At 73.0% G+C, this 13,825-nt stretch carries 13 protein-coding genes and 1 pseudogene; 3 read left to right on the top strand and 11 right to left on the bottom strand.

What is annotated here, in order from left to right:
- Positions 1-671 precede the first annotated feature (671 nt).
- From truB to rimP, 7 genes are all read right to left on the bottom strand, one after another.
- Positions 672-1,544: a tRNA pseudouridine(55) synthase TruB gene (truB, locus tag ACIP98_RS36070; protein ID WP_401980330.1), complete on the bottom strand. Its 873-nt coding sequence runs from the start codon at positions 1,542-1,544 to the stop codon at positions 672-674.
- A complete protein-coding gene (gene rbfA / locus ACIP98_RS36065) occupies positions 1,541-2,017 on the bottom strand; it encodes a 30S ribosome-binding factor RbfA (protein WP_401980327.1) in 477 nt (158 codons plus the stop codon). Before rbfA ends, truB begins: the two co-directional genes overlap by 4 nt.
- Before the next feature lie 42 nt (positions 2,018-2,059).
- Positions 2,060-2,353 carry a DUF503 domain-containing protein gene (locus ACIP98_RS36060; RefSeq protein WP_319665367.1) on the bottom strand — a complete coding sequence of 98 codons (294 nt, stop codon included), beginning with the start codon at positions 2,351-2,353 and terminating at the stop codon, positions 2,060-2,062.
- 135 nt (positions 2,354-2,488) lie between these two features.
- On the bottom strand, positions 2,489-5,641 hold the full coding sequence (infB, locus tag ACIP98_RS36055) for a translation initiation factor IF-2 (protein WP_319665368.1): 3,153 nt from the start codon (positions 5,639-5,641) through the stop codon (positions 2,489-2,491).
- A 159-nt stretch (positions 5,642-5,800) separates the two neighbouring features.
- Positions 5,801-6,079: a YlxR family protein gene (locus tag ACIP98_RS36050; RefSeq protein WP_319665369.1), complete on the bottom strand. Its 279-nt coding sequence runs from the start codon at positions 6,077-6,079 to the stop codon at positions 5,801-5,803.
- 78 nt (positions 6,080-6,157) lie between these two features.
- A complete protein-coding gene (gene nusA / locus ACIP98_RS36045) occupies positions 6,158-7,144 on the bottom strand; it encodes a transcription termination factor NusA (protein ID WP_319665370.1) in 987 nt (328 codons plus the stop codon).
- A gap of 2 nt (positions 7,145-7,146) precedes the next feature.
- Positions 7,147-7,671 (bottom strand): ribosome maturation factor RimP, encoded by a 525-nt coding sequence (rimP, locus tag ACIP98_RS36040; protein ID WP_319665371.1) that lies wholly within the window; start codon positions 7,669-7,671, stop codon positions 7,147-7,149.
- Positions 7,672-7,855: 184 nt separating this feature from the next.
- On the opposite strand from rimP, the gene ACIP98_RS36035 reads away from it, so the two are divergent.
- From ACIP98_RS36035 to ACIP98_RS36025, 3 genes are read left to right on the top strand one after another with little or no spacing between them, the layout of a single operon-like run.
- The gene (locus ACIP98_RS36035) at positions 7,856-8,359 is read left to right on the top strand and encodes a hypothetical protein (RefSeq protein WP_401980323.1); all 504 of its coding nucleotides are present in this window, start codon (positions 7,856-7,858) and stop codon (positions 8,357-8,359) included.
- Positions 8,360-8,366: 7 nt separating this feature from the next.
- Complete coding sequence (locus tag ACIP98_RS36030) at positions 8,367-8,795, top strand: ferritin-like domain-containing protein (RefSeq protein ID WP_319665373.1); 429 nt, start codon at positions 8,367-8,369, stop codon at positions 8,793-8,795.
- A 30-nt stretch (positions 8,796-8,825) separates the two neighbouring features.
- Positions 8,826-9,755, top strand: a complete 930-nt coding sequence (locus tag ACIP98_RS36025) for an aminoglycoside phosphotransferase family protein (RefSeq protein WP_319665374.1) — start codon at positions 8,826-8,828, stop codon at positions 9,753-9,755.
- Positions 9,756-10,383: 628 nt separating this feature from the next.
- Here ACIP98_RS36025 and ACIP98_RS36020 read toward each other — a convergent pair.
- The 4 genes and pseudogenes from ACIP98_RS36020 to ACIP98_RS36005 form a co-directional block, all read right to left on the bottom strand.
- Positions 10,384-12,072, bottom strand: a complete 1,689-nt coding sequence (locus tag ACIP98_RS36020; RefSeq protein ID WP_401980320.1) for a proline--tRNA ligase — start codon at positions 12,070-12,072, stop codon at positions 10,384-10,386.
- 69 nt (positions 12,073-12,141) lie between these two features.
- Positions 12,142-12,675, bottom strand: coding sequence for a GNAT family N-acetyltransferase (locus tag ACIP98_RS36015; RefSeq protein WP_319665376.1), 534 nt, complete (start codon positions 12,673-12,675; stop codon positions 12,142-12,144).
- A 14-nt stretch (positions 12,676-12,689) separates the two neighbouring features.
- Entirely contained in the window at positions 12,690-13,535 is an 846-nt protein-coding gene (locus ACIP98_RS36010; RefSeq protein ID WP_319665377.1) for a GNAT family N-acetyltransferase, read from the bottom strand.
- Between the two features lie 142 nt (positions 13,536-13,677).
- A pseudogene (locus tag ACIP98_RS36005) lies at positions 13,678-13,825 on the bottom strand (4-hydroxy-3-methylbut-2-en-1-yl diphosphate synthase); the annotation flags it as partial.

The following is a 13,825-nucleotide window of genomic DNA, read 5'->3' as shown; positions in this document are numbered from 1 at the left end:
CCGCGCGCCGTGCCTACCCGCCCCGCCCCGGCGGGGGGGGTTTATTTGGGGGGGGGGGGGGGGGCGGCTGGGGGGGGGGGGGGGGGGGGGGGCGGGGGCGGGGGGGGGGGGGGCCCCGCCCCCCACGCTGCGCTTCGCCGTACCGGGGTTTCCTCCCCGCCCGCCCTCCCGTGTGCCCCAGGAAGTCTGGGCGCCCCGGCGCGCGTGCGGGGTGGGCCGGGGTCGGGGCCTCCGGGGCTGGCCATTCTGGACAGCACATTTAGGTGCCTCAGGCACGATCTGTTGATCACCCCGGGTCATGCACCCAAATATGCTCCACAGTCCAGAACACCCACCCCTACGACCCCGCCCCCTCCGCAGGTTGTCGCGCCTGATCCCCGGTGGGTAGTGATGGCGGCACCGTGCTCGGGCCACCGTTGGCGCAGCGCCGTCCAAGAGCGCAGCCGTCACCGCCCACAGTCACCCCCACCGGCCGTCAGTCGCCCAGCCGGCCCGGGAGGGGGTGTGGCGGGGTGGCCCTGCTGGGGGCGCACCCCGGCGCGGCACCAACCCACAAACGCACGCAGCGCAAGGAGGTCACTCACCGTGCCGGGCTGGGGGCACCCCCGGCCGAAGGCTGGGGGTGGGCGGGCGGGGAAAAGCCAGCCGGCGCAGCCGGCGCAGCGGCGCGGCTACGCGAAGTTCGCCAGGATGCGGGCCTGACCCCCGTGCCCCTCGACCAGCGCGAGAAAGCGCCCGTCCGGCCCGAAGACCCCCGTCGGCTCCGCCCCCACCGTGGCAGGCGCGTCCAGCCGGACACCGTTGCCGAGCAGACGCGCCGCGCGCTCGTCGACGTCCCAGCGGGGGAACGCCGCCGCCGCGGCCTCCGCGATGGGCAGGACCGCGAAGGACTCGGCCAGTTCCTCCAGCGTGCGGGCGAGGCCCGCCCCGTAGGGCCCGACCCGGGTGCGCCGCAGCGCGGTGAGGTGGCCGCCGACGCCCAGTCCCGCGCCCAAGTCGCGCGCGAGAGCGCGGATGTACGTGCCGGAGGAGCACTCGACGGTGACGTCGACGTCCACGAGGTCGTCGCCCTCGCGCCGCACGTCGCGCACCACGAATGAGGACACCGTCACCGGCCGGGCGGCCAGCTCGAACTCCTCGCCGCCGCGCACGCGCGCGTACGAGCGGACACCGTTCACCTTGATCGCGCTGACCTTGGACGGCACCTGCATGATGTCGCCCGTCAGGGCGGCGATGCCCGCGTCGACGGCCTCACGGGTGACGGCGCCCGCGGGGACCGCGGCCGTGATCTCGCCCTCGGCGTCGTCCGTGACGGTGGTCTGGCCGAGCCGGATCGTGGCCTCGTACTCCTTGCGGGTGAGCGCGAGGTGCCCGAGCAGCCGGGTGGCCTTCTCCACGCCGATGACCAGGACGCCGGTCGCCATGGGGTCGAGCGTGCCGGCGTGGCCGACCCGCCGGGTCCCGGCGAGCCTGCGCAGCCGGGCCACCACGTCGTGCGAGGTCATACCGCCCGGCTTGTCGACGATGACAAGCCCGTCCTTCATCGCGTCTCGCCCTCGTCCCTCGCGTCGGCGTCGGCGTCGTCGTCCTCCCCGTCCTCCGCCGGCTTGCGGTAGGGGTCGGCCTCGCCGGCGTACGCGGCGTCGGTGGCGGTCTTGCGCACCTCCTCGTCGGCCGCGCGGGCCTTGGCGAGCAGGTCCTCGATGGTGCGCGCGTTCTCCGGGATCGCGTCGGCGACGAACGTCAGGGAGGGCGTGAAGCGCACGCCCGTCTGCCGTCCGACCTCCGAGCGGAGGACGCCCTTGGCGCTCTCCAGCGCCGCCGCCGAGGCGGCACGCTCCTCGTCGTCCCCGAAGACCGTGTAGAAGACGGTCGCCTCCCGAAGGTCACCGGTGACCCGGGTGTCCGTGATCGTGACGTAGCCCAGCCGCGGGTCCTTGATCCGCCGCTGGAGGGTCTCGGCGACCACGACCCGGATGCGGTCCGCCAGCTTGCGCGCCCGCGCGGTGTCGGTCATGCCTGCTCTTCTCTCTACTCTTCACTCTTCGGTACGTGAGTGTCAGTCGTCGTCCCCGTGGATCTGCTGCCTCGCCGACAGCAGGTCCACCTCGGGGCGTGCGACCATCCATCGCTCGCAGCGTCCGAGTACGTCATTGATGTGCCCGAGATCCCCGGACACGACCGCCACGCCGATTTCGGCCCTGCGGTAAAGATCATGGTGGTCGACCTCCGCCACGCTGACCGCGAACTTGCGGTGCAGCTCGGCCACGATGGGCCGGACGACGGAGCGCTTCTCCTTGAGCGACCGGACGTCGCCGAGAAGCAGGTCGAAGGACAGCGTCCCTACAAACATGGGCGTCAGGTCAAGCCGACCTGTGGGGCCTCGTAGCGAACAGTGCGAACAGTAAGCACCACACTAAAGGCAACGGCCGGGGCCGATCGACGGAATTTCTCTTCCACCGACCGGCCCCGGACACGGCACCAGCGATCAGACGCGCGGCTTCTCGCGCATCTCGTAGGTCGCGATGACGTCGTCGATCTTGATGTCGTTGTAGTTGCCGAGGTTGATACCGCCCTCGTAACCCTCACGAATCTCGGTGACGTCGTCCTTGAAGCGCCGCAGACCCTCGATGTTGAGGTTCTCGGCGACGACCTTGCCGTCGCGCAGGAGGCGCGCCTTGGTGTTGCGCTTGACCTCGCCGGAGCGGATGAGCACACCGGCGATGTTGCCGAGCTTGGAGGAGCGGAAGACCTCGCGGATCTCGGCGGTGCCGAGCTCCACCTCCTCGTACTCCGGCTTGAGCAGACCCTTGAGCGCCGCCTCGATCTCCTCGATGACCTGGTAGATCACCGAGTAGTAGCGGACGTCGACGCCCTCACGCTCGGCCAGCGACGTGGCGCGGCCCTCGGCCCGCACGTTGAAGCCGATGATGATCGCGTCGGAGCCCGCCGCCAGGGTGACGTCGGTCTCGGTGACCGCACCGACACCCCGGTGCAGGATGCGCAGGTCCACGTCCTCGCCGACGTCGAGCTGGAGCAGCGAGGACTCCAGGGCCTCCACCGAACCGGACGCGTCGCCCTTGATGATGAGGTTGAGCTGCTGGACCTCGCCGGCCTTGAGCACCTTGTCCAGGTCCTCCAGGCTGACCCGGCGGCGGGACTTGGCGAAGGCCGCGTTCCGCTCGCGGGCGGCGCGCTTCTCGGCGATCTGACGGGCCGTACGGTCCTCGTCGACCACCAGGAAGTTGTCGCCGGCACCCGGCACGTTCGTCAGGCCGAGCACCAGGACCGGGGTCGAGGGGCCCGCCTCTTCGAGGGTGTTGCCGGTGTCGTCGAGCATCGCCCGGACACGGCCGTACGCGTCGCCGACCACCATGGTGTCGCCGACCCGCAGGGTGCCGCGCTGGACCAGGACGGTCGCCACGGCGCCGCGGCCGCGGTCGAGGTGGGCCTCGATCGCGATGCCCTGGGCGTCCTGCTCCGGGTTGGCACGCAGGTCGAGGGCGGCGTCCGCGGTCAGGACCACGGCCTCCAGCAGGCTGTCGATGTTCAGGCCCTGCTTGGCGGAGATGTCGACGAACATGGTGTCGCCGCCGTACTCCTCGGCCACCAGGCCGAACTCGGTCAGCTGACCGCGCACCTTCGTCGGGTCCGCGCCCTCGACGTCGATCTTGTTGACCGCGACCACGATCGGCACGTCGGCCGCCTTGGCGTGGTTCAGCGCCTCGATCGTCTGGGGCATGACGCCGTCGTTCGCCGCCACCACGAGGATCGCGATGTCGGTGGACTTGGCACCGCGGGCACGCATGGCGGTGAACGCCTCGTGACCGGGGGTGTCGATGAAGGTGATGGCCCGGTGCTCGCCGTTGACCTCGGTGGCCACCTGGTAGGCACCGATGTGCTGGGTGATGCCGCCGGCCTCGCCCGCGACCACGTTGGTCTTGCGGATCGCGTCGAGGAGGCGGGTCTTGCCGTGGTCGACGTGACCCATGACGGTCACGACCGGCGGACGCGCGACGAGTGCTTCCTCGCCGCCCTCGTCCTCGCCGAACTCGATGTCGAAGGACTCGAGCAGCTCGCGGTCCTCCTCCTCCGGGCTGACGACCTGGAGGGTGTAGTTCATCTCGTCGGCGAGCATCTGCAGCGTGTCGTCGGAGACGGACTGGGTCGCGGTGACCATCTCGCCGAGGTTCAGCATCACCTGGACGAGCGACGCCGGGTTGGCGCCGATCTTCTCGGCGAAGTCGGTCAGCGACGCGCCACGGGACAGGCGCACGGTGTCGCCGTTGCCGCGAGGCAGCATCACACCGCCGACGGACGGGGCCTGCATGGCCTCGTACTCCTGGCGCTTCGCACGCTTCGACTTGCGGCCACGGGCCGGACGGCCACCGGGGCCACGGCCGAACGCGCCCTGCGTGCCACCACGGCCACCGGGACCGCCGGGACGACCGCCGAAGCCGGGACGGCCACCGCCGCCGGCGAAGCCGCCACCACCGGCACCCGGGGCGCCGCCACCGGGGCGCGGGCCGCCGAAGCCGCCGCCGCCACCGGGACGACCGGCGCCACCGCCACCACCGGGACGACCGGCGAAGCCGCCGCCACCGGGACGACCGGCGCCACCGCCACCACCGGGACGCGGGCCCGGACGGGCACCCGCACCGGCACCGGGACGGCCGGGGCCGCCACCCGTGGAGGCGGGACGCTGCGGCATCATGCCGGGGTTCGGACGAGGACCGCCGCCCTGCGGACGGGGCATCCCGCCCGGGGTCGGACGAGGACCGGACGCGGCACCGCCGCCGGGACGCGGCGCGCCACCCGGACGCGGACCGGCGGCACCCGGGGCGCCACCGGGGCGCGGGCCGGGCTGGCCGGGGGCTCCGCCGCCGGGACGCGGCGCCTGCGGGCGCGGCATGCCGGTCGAGCCGGAGGTGAAGGGGTTGTTGCCCGGACGGGGACCGGCCGGACGTGCGGCACCGCCCGGACGCGGCGCCTGGCCGCCCGGACGCGGGGCACCGGGGCCGCCCTGGCCACGGCCGCCGTCACGCTGACCGTCGCGCTGGCCATCCCGCTGACCGGGGCGCGGCGCGCTGCTGGGACGCGGACCGGGCTGACCGGAACGCGCGGCAGGGCGCTCGGCGCGCTCGGCGCGCTCGGCCGGGGCCGGACGCTCGGCGGCCGGACGCTCGGGGGCCGGGGCCTGCGGAGCCGGCGGGGCGGAGAACTCCGCCTGCGGCACCGGGGTGACCGGCGCGGGCTTGGCCGGAACCGGCTTGGGGGCCGGCGTCGGGCGCGGACCGGGGGTCGGCGCGGAGCCGGCCGCGGGCCGCGGGGTGGTGGGGGCGGATCCCGTCGCCGGCTTCGGGGCCGGGGCAGCGGGACGGGCCGGCGCGCCCGGAGTGGGGGCGGCCGGCTTTGCGGGCGCTGCCTTACGGGGCGCCGCGGGCCTGGCGGCGGAGGGCTTGCCCGAGGCGGAACCGCCACCGGGACCCTGCAGTGCGTCAGTCAACTTGCGAACAACCGGCGCCTCGATCGTCGAGGACGCCGAACGGACGAATTCGCCAAGTTCTTGGAGCTTGGCCATGACGACCTTGCTCTCAACTCCGAACTCCTTGGCGAGTTCGTATACCCGGACCTTAGCCACTTCGCTCCTTCATGAGGTCCGGGGTGGTCGTCCGCCGGACCGTCGCTACTTCATGGGCGTACTCATCGCGTGCTCATCGAGTGCTCATCGCAATCTCGACCTACTTCCAACTCGCGGGGTACCTGATCGCACGGTTGCCCGTGCGCTCTCCTTGCTCACTCACAGTGTCGCCTGTTCGACATGATCGCGGAGTTCCGCGGTGTCCAGCGGTCCCTGGGCCCGGAAGGCCCGCAGAAACGCCCGGCGGCGGACCGCCAGGTCGAAACAGACGGTGTCGGGGTGCACATAGGCACCCCGACCGGGCAGCGTACCGCGAAGATCGGGAACACAGCAGCCCCCGACCGCCACCACACGCAGCAGATCGTGCTTGGCCGCCCGCTCCCTGCAGCCGATGCATGTGCGCTCCGGGCGTGCTGGGCCGTGCGTCCGGCCAGACATCCTTAGTCTACCTCCCCGCGCCGACCTCACCCCTCTGGGTTATGCGGCGCACGGTTGATCCTCGATTACCGACGGGTGCTACTGCTCGGCCGGCTCGGTGTCCGGGCGGATGTCGATCCGCCAGCCCGTGAGCCGTGCTGCCAGGCGGGCGTTCTGCCCTTCCTTGCCGATCGCCAGCGACAACTGGTAGTCCGGCACGGTCACCCGGGCCGAGCGCGCACCCATGTCGACGATCTCCACCTTGCTCACCCGAGCGGGTGACAACGCGTTCGCCACCATCTCACCCGGTTCGTCCGACCAGTCGACGATGTCGATCTTCTCGCCGTTCAGTTCGGCCATCACGGCACGCACCCGCGCGCCCATCGGGCCGATGCAGGCGCCCTTGGCGTTCAGTCCCGAACGCGTCGAGCGCACCGCGATCTTCGTGCGGTGACCGGCCTCGCGGGCGATGGCCGCGATCTCCACGGACCCGTCCGCGATCTCCGGGACCTCCAGCGCGAAGAGCTTCTTCACCAGGCTCGGGTGGGTGCGCGACAGCGTCACGGACGGACCGCGCACACCCTTGGCGACCCGGACGACGTACGAGCGCAGGCGGGTGCCGTGCTTGTAGTCCTCGCCGGGGACCTGCTCCTGCACCGGCAGGATGGCCTCCAGCTTGCCGATGTCGACCAGTACGTTCTTCGGGTCCTTGCCCTGCTGGACCACACCGGTGACGATGTCGCCCTCGCGGCCCGCGTACTCGCCGAAGGTGATCTCCTCCTCGGCGTCACGCAGCCGCTGGAGAATCACCTGCTTGGCGGTGGTCGCCGCGATCCGGCCGAAGCCGCTCGGCGTGTCGTCGAACTCCCGCGGCTCGGCGCCCTCGGGGGTCTCCGCCGCGTCCTCCTTGGCCCACACGGTCACATGGCCGTTGGTGCGGTCCAGCTCCACCCGCGCGTTGCGGCGGCTGCCGGGCTCGCGGTGGTACGCGATGAGGAGCGCCGACTCGATCGCCTCGACCAGCAGTTCGAAGGAGATCTCCTTCTCCCGGACCAGACCCCGCAGGGCACTCATGTCGATGTCCACGGCTACGCCTCCTCAGTGCTCTCGTCGCCGTCGGTGTCGGCATCGGCCGGGTCCTTGCGACTGAATTCGATCTCCACCCGCGCCTTGGCGATCTCGCCGAAGGCGATACGGGCGGGCTTGGGCTTGCGCCCCTTGACACCCGGGACCTCGAGGTCGAGACCGTCCTCGTCCACCGCCATGATCCGCGCGACCAGTTCGTCGCCGTCGGTCCTGGTGAGCTTCACCAACCGGCCCTCGTTGCGCCGGAAATGCCGCGGCTCGGTGAGCGGGCGGTCCACGCCCGGGGAGGAGACCTCCAGCAGGTACGGCGTGCCGCCCATGGCGTCGGCGTCGTCCAGTGCCTGCGAGATCTCCCGGCTGAGCTCGGCGAGTGTGTCCAGCGGAGCGCCCTCGTCGGAGTCCACGATCACCTGGAGCTGGCGCCGGTTCCCGGCCGCCGTCACCTTGATCTCTTCCAGATCCAGCCCCGTCTTCGCGACGAGGGGCTCAAGCAGCCCGCGCAGCCTCTCGCTCTGGGTGGTGCTCATCCGGGTGACTCCTCGGCCGCGTGTGCTGTTGTGATGGAAGGTCGTGTGTCGGGCCAAAGCCTATCGGTTCGGGTGCCGGAACGACGATTCGGCGCCGCGGAGGGCGCCGTCGCGGAGCGCGCCCCCGGCGCCGGTACCCTCTCCGGTGGTGATCACGGGAAGGGGCACTGTGCCACTCAGGAACATGCCGCGCCGGCGCGCGGTCCGCACCGCTCTCGTCCTGCCCGTCCTGCCGGCCACGGCCGGGCTGCTCGGCGGCTGCTCCGACCGGCAGGGGCATCGATCCGGTGCGCCGGGGCCGTCCTCGCCCTCCCCCGACCCGGGGGAGATCCTGCGCGAGCGGTCCGCCCGGGACAGCGGCGCGCTGCTCGCCCGCTACGACGCCACGATCGCCGCCCACCCCCGGCTCGCGACGCGGCTGCGGCCGCTGCGGGCCGAAGTGGCCCGGCACGTCGCGGCGTTCGGCCCGCCGACGCGTCGCGGGCCCGTCGCGTCGCCCGCACCCTCGCCCTCCGTCTCCGTGCCCCCGCACGAGGGCGCGGCTCTGGCCGCCCTCGCCGGCGCCGAGCGGGCCCTCGCCGGTGAACGGGCCGGCGCGCTGCTCGACGCCCCGCCCGAACTCGCCCGCCTGCTCGCCTCGGTGGCCGCATGCGGCGCCGGGCACGTCCTGCTGCTCAAGGAGAACTGACCCGCCCATGGCACAGCAGCAGCCGCTCGCGGCCGTCCAGGCTGCCCTCGCCGCCGAGCACGCCGCCGTCTACGGCTACGGCGTGGTCGGCGCCCGCATCGGTGACGACCCCGCCGGGCGGGCCGCCGCCGGCTACGACGCGCACCGCGCCCGCCGCGACTCCCTGCGCCGTACCGTCACCGACCTGGGCGCCGAGCCCGTGGCGGCCTCGGCGGCCTACACGCTGCCGTTCCCGGTCCCTGACCGGGCGGCGGCGATCCGCCTCGCCGCGGAACTGGAGGACCGGGTCGCCGGTGTCTACGCCGACCTCGTCCGCGCCGCCACCGCCGACCTGCGGCGCGAGGCCGCCGACGCGCTCCGCGAGGCCGCGGTGCGTGCCGTGGGCTGGCGCGGCGGGAGCGTAGCCTTCCCGGGTCTGGCCGAGCGCGGCCGGTAGACCCGATCCGCAGGAGGGACGACACCCCGCATGACCCCGGCACCGCAGCACCTGCAACCGCCCGAGCGGCTGATCCGCACCGTCAGCGCCTGGGAGGGCGACCCGGGCCGGGCCTGGCTCGCCGGGCTCCCCGAGCGCGCCGCGGACCACCTGGCGCGGTGGGACCTGCGACCGGAACGGGTGCTCTCCCCCGGCGGCCAGATCAGCATGGTCGTCCTGGTTCGCCAAGCCGACGACACCCCCGCCACGCTCAAGCTCGGCCTCGTCACCGACGAGACCCGGCACGAGCACGCCGCGCTCGCCCGCTGGGACGGACGCGGTGCGGTGCGACTGCTGCGCGCCGACCCCGACGAGGGCGTCCTGCTCATGGAACGCCTCCACGGCGACGTCTCGCTGCGCTCGCTGCCCGAGGCCAAGGCGATGCTGGAGGCGAGCGCCACACTCCAGCGGCTCTGGGTGCCGCCGGGTGACGCGCACCCCTTCACGTCCGTGGCCGACCGCACCGCGGGGCTCGCGGCGCGGTTGCGGGAGCGGGGCCGCCGGCCGTACGTCGACGTGGAAGCGCACCCCCTGATCGACGAGGCCCTCGCGATACGGGATGCCCTGACGGGCGCGTCCGAGCCCGAGGCGATGCTGCTGCACGGCGACTACCACCACGGCAACGTGCTCTCCGCCGACCGCGTCCCCTGGCTCGCCATCGACCCCAAACCGCTCGTCGGCGACCCCGCGTTCGACCTCGCGTGGCTCGTCCGCGACCGCCTGGACACGCTGTTGGCCAGCCCCGGCGCGCAGGCGGCGGCGCGGCGGCGGGTCGCCAAACTGTCCGACGCGCTGGAGGTGGACCGGGACCGGGTCCGCGGCTGGGCCCTCTTCCGCGCGGTCGAGGCGGGCGTCTGGGCGTTCTCCGTCGGCGACCGCCCCTCCGGCGAGCTCCTCCTGGAATTCGCGGGCCTCCTCTGACCCGGCGCCCCTTTTCCCCCGCCCGCCCTCCCGTGTGCCCCAGGAAGTAAGTGACCCCGGCGCCCGTTTCGTAGGGGCCGGGTGCGGGGCCTCCGGGGCTGGCCATTCTGGACAGCACATTTAGGTGCCTCCGGCACCCTCAACTGATCACCCCGGGTCATGCACCCAAATATGCTCCACAGTCCAGAACACCCACCCCTACGACCCCGCCCCCTCCGCAGGTTGTCGCGCCTGATCCCCGGTGGGGAGTAGAGACGGCACCGTGCTCGGGCAACCGTTGGCGCAACGCCACCAAAGGGCTCAGCCGTCACCGCCGACAGCACCCCCACCGGCCGTCAGGACGCGCAACCGACCCGGGAGGGGGTGTGGCGGGGTGCCCCCTCTGGGGGTACCTCCCAGCGGTAGCTGGGGGAGGGACGAGCGGAGACCGCGGGGCCCGATGCCGGACGATGTGGGGCCAAACCGCGAGCCCCGTGGGGGCACCTCCCAGCGGTAGCTGGGGGCGCACCCCGGCCCCGGCACCGACCCCCCCACACGAACAGAGCGCAGGGCCCCCAACTTCCGCGCCGGGTACAAGGGCGGGAAGGCGGGGAAGAAGCCTCCCCGCACAGCCCGCGTAGCGGCGCGGCTACGCGGAGAGGCGCGCCACCGCGTCCGGCACGGAGAGTTCCTCCCGCTCCCCGGACCGCCGGTCCTTGAGCTCGACGACACCGTCGCCCGCCCCCCGCCCGACCACCAGAATCGTCGGCACCCCGAGCAGTTCCGCGTCCGTGAACTTCACGCCGGGCGAGACGCCCGCACGGTCGTCGACGATGACCCGCACGCCCGCGGCGTGCAGCTTCTCCGCGACCTCGAGCGCAAGCTCGGTCTGCAGGGCCTTGCCCGCCGCGACGATGTGGACGTCGGCCGGGGCGATCTCGCGCGGCCAGCACAGGCCCTGCGCGTCGGCGGTCTGCTCGGCGAGCGCGGCGACGGCGCGGGAGACGCCGATGCCGTAGGAGCCCATGGTGACCCGGACGGGCTTGCCGTTCTGGCCGAGGACGTCGAGCTCGAAGGCGTTGGCGTACTTGCGGCCGAGCTGGAAGATGTGGCCGATCTCGATGGCCCGGTCCAGCTTGAGGCCGGCGCCGCAGCGCGGGCAGGGGTCGCCGGGCTCGACCGTGACGACGTCGAGGTACTCGTCGACCTCGAAGTCGCGGCCCACGACGACATTGCGGGCGTGCGTGTCGGGCTTGTTGGCGCCGGTGACCCAGGCCGTGCCGGGGGCGACGCGGGGGTCGGCGAGGTAGCGGACGCCGGTCAGGCCCTGCGGGCCGACGTAGCCGCGGACCAGGTCCGGGCGGCCGGTGAAGTCCTCGGCGGTGACGAGTTCGACCTCGGCCGGGGCGAGGTGCTCGCCGAGCTTGCCGAGGTCGACCTCGCGGTCGCCGGGGACGCCGACGGCGACGATCTCACCGTCGACCTTGACCAGCAGGTTCTTCAGCGTCGCGGAGGCCGGGACACCCAGGTGCGCCGCCAGGGTCTCGATGGTCGGGGTGTCGGGGGTGTCCACCTCCTCCAGGGCCGGGTGGTCCACGCCCTCGACCGGGGGCACCACCGTGGTGACGGCCTCGGTGTTGGCCGCGTAGTCGCACGCGGGGCAGTCCACGAAGGTGTCCTCGCCGGCCGCGGCGGGGGCGAGGAACTCCTCGGAGGCCGAGCCGCCCATGGCGCCGGAGACGGCGGAGACGATCCGGAAGTCGAAGCCGAGGCGGGAGAAGATCTTGATGTACGCCTCGCGGTGCAGGCGGTACGCCTCGGCCAGGCCCTCGTCGGTGGTGTCGAACGAGTACGAGTCCTTCATCTGGAACTCGCGGCCGCGCAGGACGCCGGAGCGGGGCCGGGCCTCGTCGCGGTACTTGGTCTGGATCTGGTAGAGGATCACCGGCAGGTCCTTGTAGGACGCGCACTGGTCCTTGACGAGCTGGGTGAAGATCTCCTCGTGCGTGGGGCCGAGCACGTAGTCGGCGCCCTTGCGGTCGCGGAGCTGGAAGAGCAGGTCGCCGTACTCGCCGGCGCGGCCCGTCACCTCGTAGTTGTCGCGCGGCAGCAGTGCGGGCAGGAGGACCTCCTGGCCGCCGATGGCGTCCATCTCCTCGCGGACGACGCGCGAGACGTTCTCCAGGACCCGCTTGCCGAGCGGCAGCCAGGTCCACACCCCCGCCGAGGAGCGGCGGACGTATCCGGCCCGGACCAGGAGCTTGTGGCTCGCGGTCTCGGCGTCGGCCGGGTCGTCGCGCAGCGTCTTGAGCATCAGCCGGGACATGCGCAGGACCATGGGGCTCTCCAGGGGGTTTCGTGCCGTTGCGGCGAGGATATCGACCCGCCGGGTGCGGCCGGAAACCGTTTACCGCAGGAGCGGCAGCCAGGCGCCCATCACGGCGTACGGACTGGTGGCGCTCGGGAAGTGCACCGGCCGCGCGAGGTCGGTGTAGCCGAGGGCGCGGTACAGGCGCCGGGCCCGGCTCTCGGTGTCGATGGCGGACAGGATGCTGCGCGGCTGGGTGGCGGCGTCGGTGATGGCGGTGATCAGCGTGCGCCCGATGCCGCGGCACTGGAAGTCGGGGTGGACGTGCAGTTCGGTGATGGTGAAGGCGTCGTCGAGCCAGTCGTCGGTGCCGGTGCGGCGCAGGTAGGGCTCGACGACGGTGGACCACCAGTGCGTGCGGTGGTTGGGCATGCCGTAGACGAAGCCGGCCAGCCGTCCGTCCGGGGCGAGGGCGCCGAGCGCGCGAACACCGGGGAAGCCGAGGTGGCGCAGCACGATCTGGCGGCGGATGGCGACCTCTTCCGCGCCCAGCCCGAAGGCGACCGCCTGGACGGCCAGTGCCTCGTCCACCCGCGCCGCCAGGTCGATCGGCTCGACCGCCACGTCATCCATGGGCGGCGACACTACTAGAACAGGACGCTCATGAAAGCGCCGACCTCGGTGAACCCGACGCGGCGGTAGGCGGCCCGGGCGGGCGCGTTGAAGTCGTTGACATAGAGGCTGGCCACGGGCGCGACGTCGCGCAGCGCGTAGTTGAGCACGGCCGCCATGCCGGTCTCGGAGAGCCGACGGCCCCGGTAGTCGGGGTCGACCCAGACGCCCTGGATCTGGCAGGCGTGCCGGGTGACGGCGCCGATCTCGGCCTTGAACACCACCCGGCCGTCCTCGATACGGGCGAACGAGCGCCCGGTGGAGACGAGTTCGGCGACCCGCGCCTGGTAGATCAGGCCGCCGTCGCCGGCGAGCGGGGAGACCCCGACCTCCTCGGTGAACATGGCCACGCACGCGGGCATGATGAGGTCCAGTTCGTCGCGCCGCACCCGGCGCACCCCGGGGTCGGGTTCGACGTCGGCGGGCAGGGCCCGGGTGACCATCAGCGGCTGGTGGGCACGGATCTCACGGGCCGGTCCCCAGCTGCGTTCGAGCAGCGACCACAGGGCGGCGGTGGACTCGGCGGGGCCGACGATCGACGAGCAGCGGCGGCCCGAGCGCAGCGCCCGGTCGGCGAAGGCGCGCACGGCCTCGGGGCCGGCGCAGATGGGCACGAGGTTGGCGCCCGCGTAGCACAGGGCCTCCAGCCGGCCACCGAAGTACCAGCCCCACAACTCGCCGCCGAGTCGCCACGGGTCGAGCCCGGCGACGGCGACCCGGGAGGCGACGAAGGCGTTGGCCACCGGGTCCCGGTCGAGCACCGCGAGGACGGCGTCGAGTTCTCCGGGTTCCAGGACCTTGGTCGTCGTGGTCGTCAACACGTGGGCGCCTCACCGTACGGGCAGCGGTGGTCGGGGAAGTCCCCGAACTTTACCCCGCCGCAGCGCGTTCCGCCCCTGCCGCCCGCATCCCGGGACGGGAGCGGCGACAGGGGCGGGACGGTGCGCATGCGGGGGGAGGGGGTCAGCTGACGGAGACGGAGGGCTCGCCGGAGGCGATGCCGTCGGCTTCCATCTGCTCGGCGAGCTTCATGGCCTCCTCGATGAGGGTCTCCACGATCTTCGACTCCGGCACGGTCTTGATGACCTCGCCCTTCACGAAGATCTGCCCC

The organism is Streptomyces sp. NPDC088354, from assembly GCF_044753585.1.
Classification (GTDB): domain Bacteria; phylum Actinomycetota; class Actinomycetes; order Streptomycetales; family Streptomycetaceae; genus Actinacidiphila.
Note: the sequence above shows the minus strand (reverse complement) of the source record. Positions and strands in the feature narration are given on the sequence as shown.

Coding starts and splice junctions, on each gene's coding strand:
- truB (WP_401980330.1), bottom strand. CDS start 1,544: ATGAAGGACGGGCTTGTCATCGTCGACAAGCCGGGCGGTATGACCTCG.
- rbfA (WP_401980327.1), bottom strand. CDS start 2,017: ATGACCGACACCGCGCGGGCGCGCAAGCTGGCGGACCGCATCCGGGTC.
- ACIP98_RS36060 (WP_319665367.1), bottom strand. CDS start 2,353: ATGTTTGTAGGGACGCTGTCCTTCGACCTGCTTCTCGGCGACGTCCGG.
- ACIP98_RS36050 (WP_319665369.1), bottom strand. CDS start 6,079: ATGTCTGGCCGGACGCACGGCCCAGCACGCCCGGAGCGCACATGCATC.
- rimP (WP_319665371.1), bottom strand. CDS start 7,671: ATGAGCACCACCCAGAGCGAGAGGCTGCGCGGGCTGCTTGAGCCCCTC.
- ACIP98_RS36035 (WP_401980323.1), top strand. CDS start 7,856: ATGCCGCGCCGGCGCGCGGTCCGCACCGCTCTCGTCCTGCCCGTCCTG.
- ACIP98_RS36030 (WP_319665373.1), top strand. CDS start 8,367: ATGGCACAGCAGCAGCCGCTCGCGGCCGTCCAGGCTGCCCTCGCCGCC.
- ACIP98_RS36025 (WP_319665374.1), top strand. CDS start 8,826: ATGACCCCGGCACCGCAGCACCTGCAACCGCCCGAGCGGCTGATCCGC.
- ACIP98_RS36020 (WP_401980320.1), bottom strand. CDS start 12,072: ATGGTCCTGCGCATGTCCCGGCTGATGCTCAAGACGCTGCGCGACGAC.
- ACIP98_RS36015 (WP_319665376.1), bottom strand. CDS start 12,675: ATGGATGACGTGGCGGTCGAGCCGATCGACCTGGCGGCGCGGGTGGAC.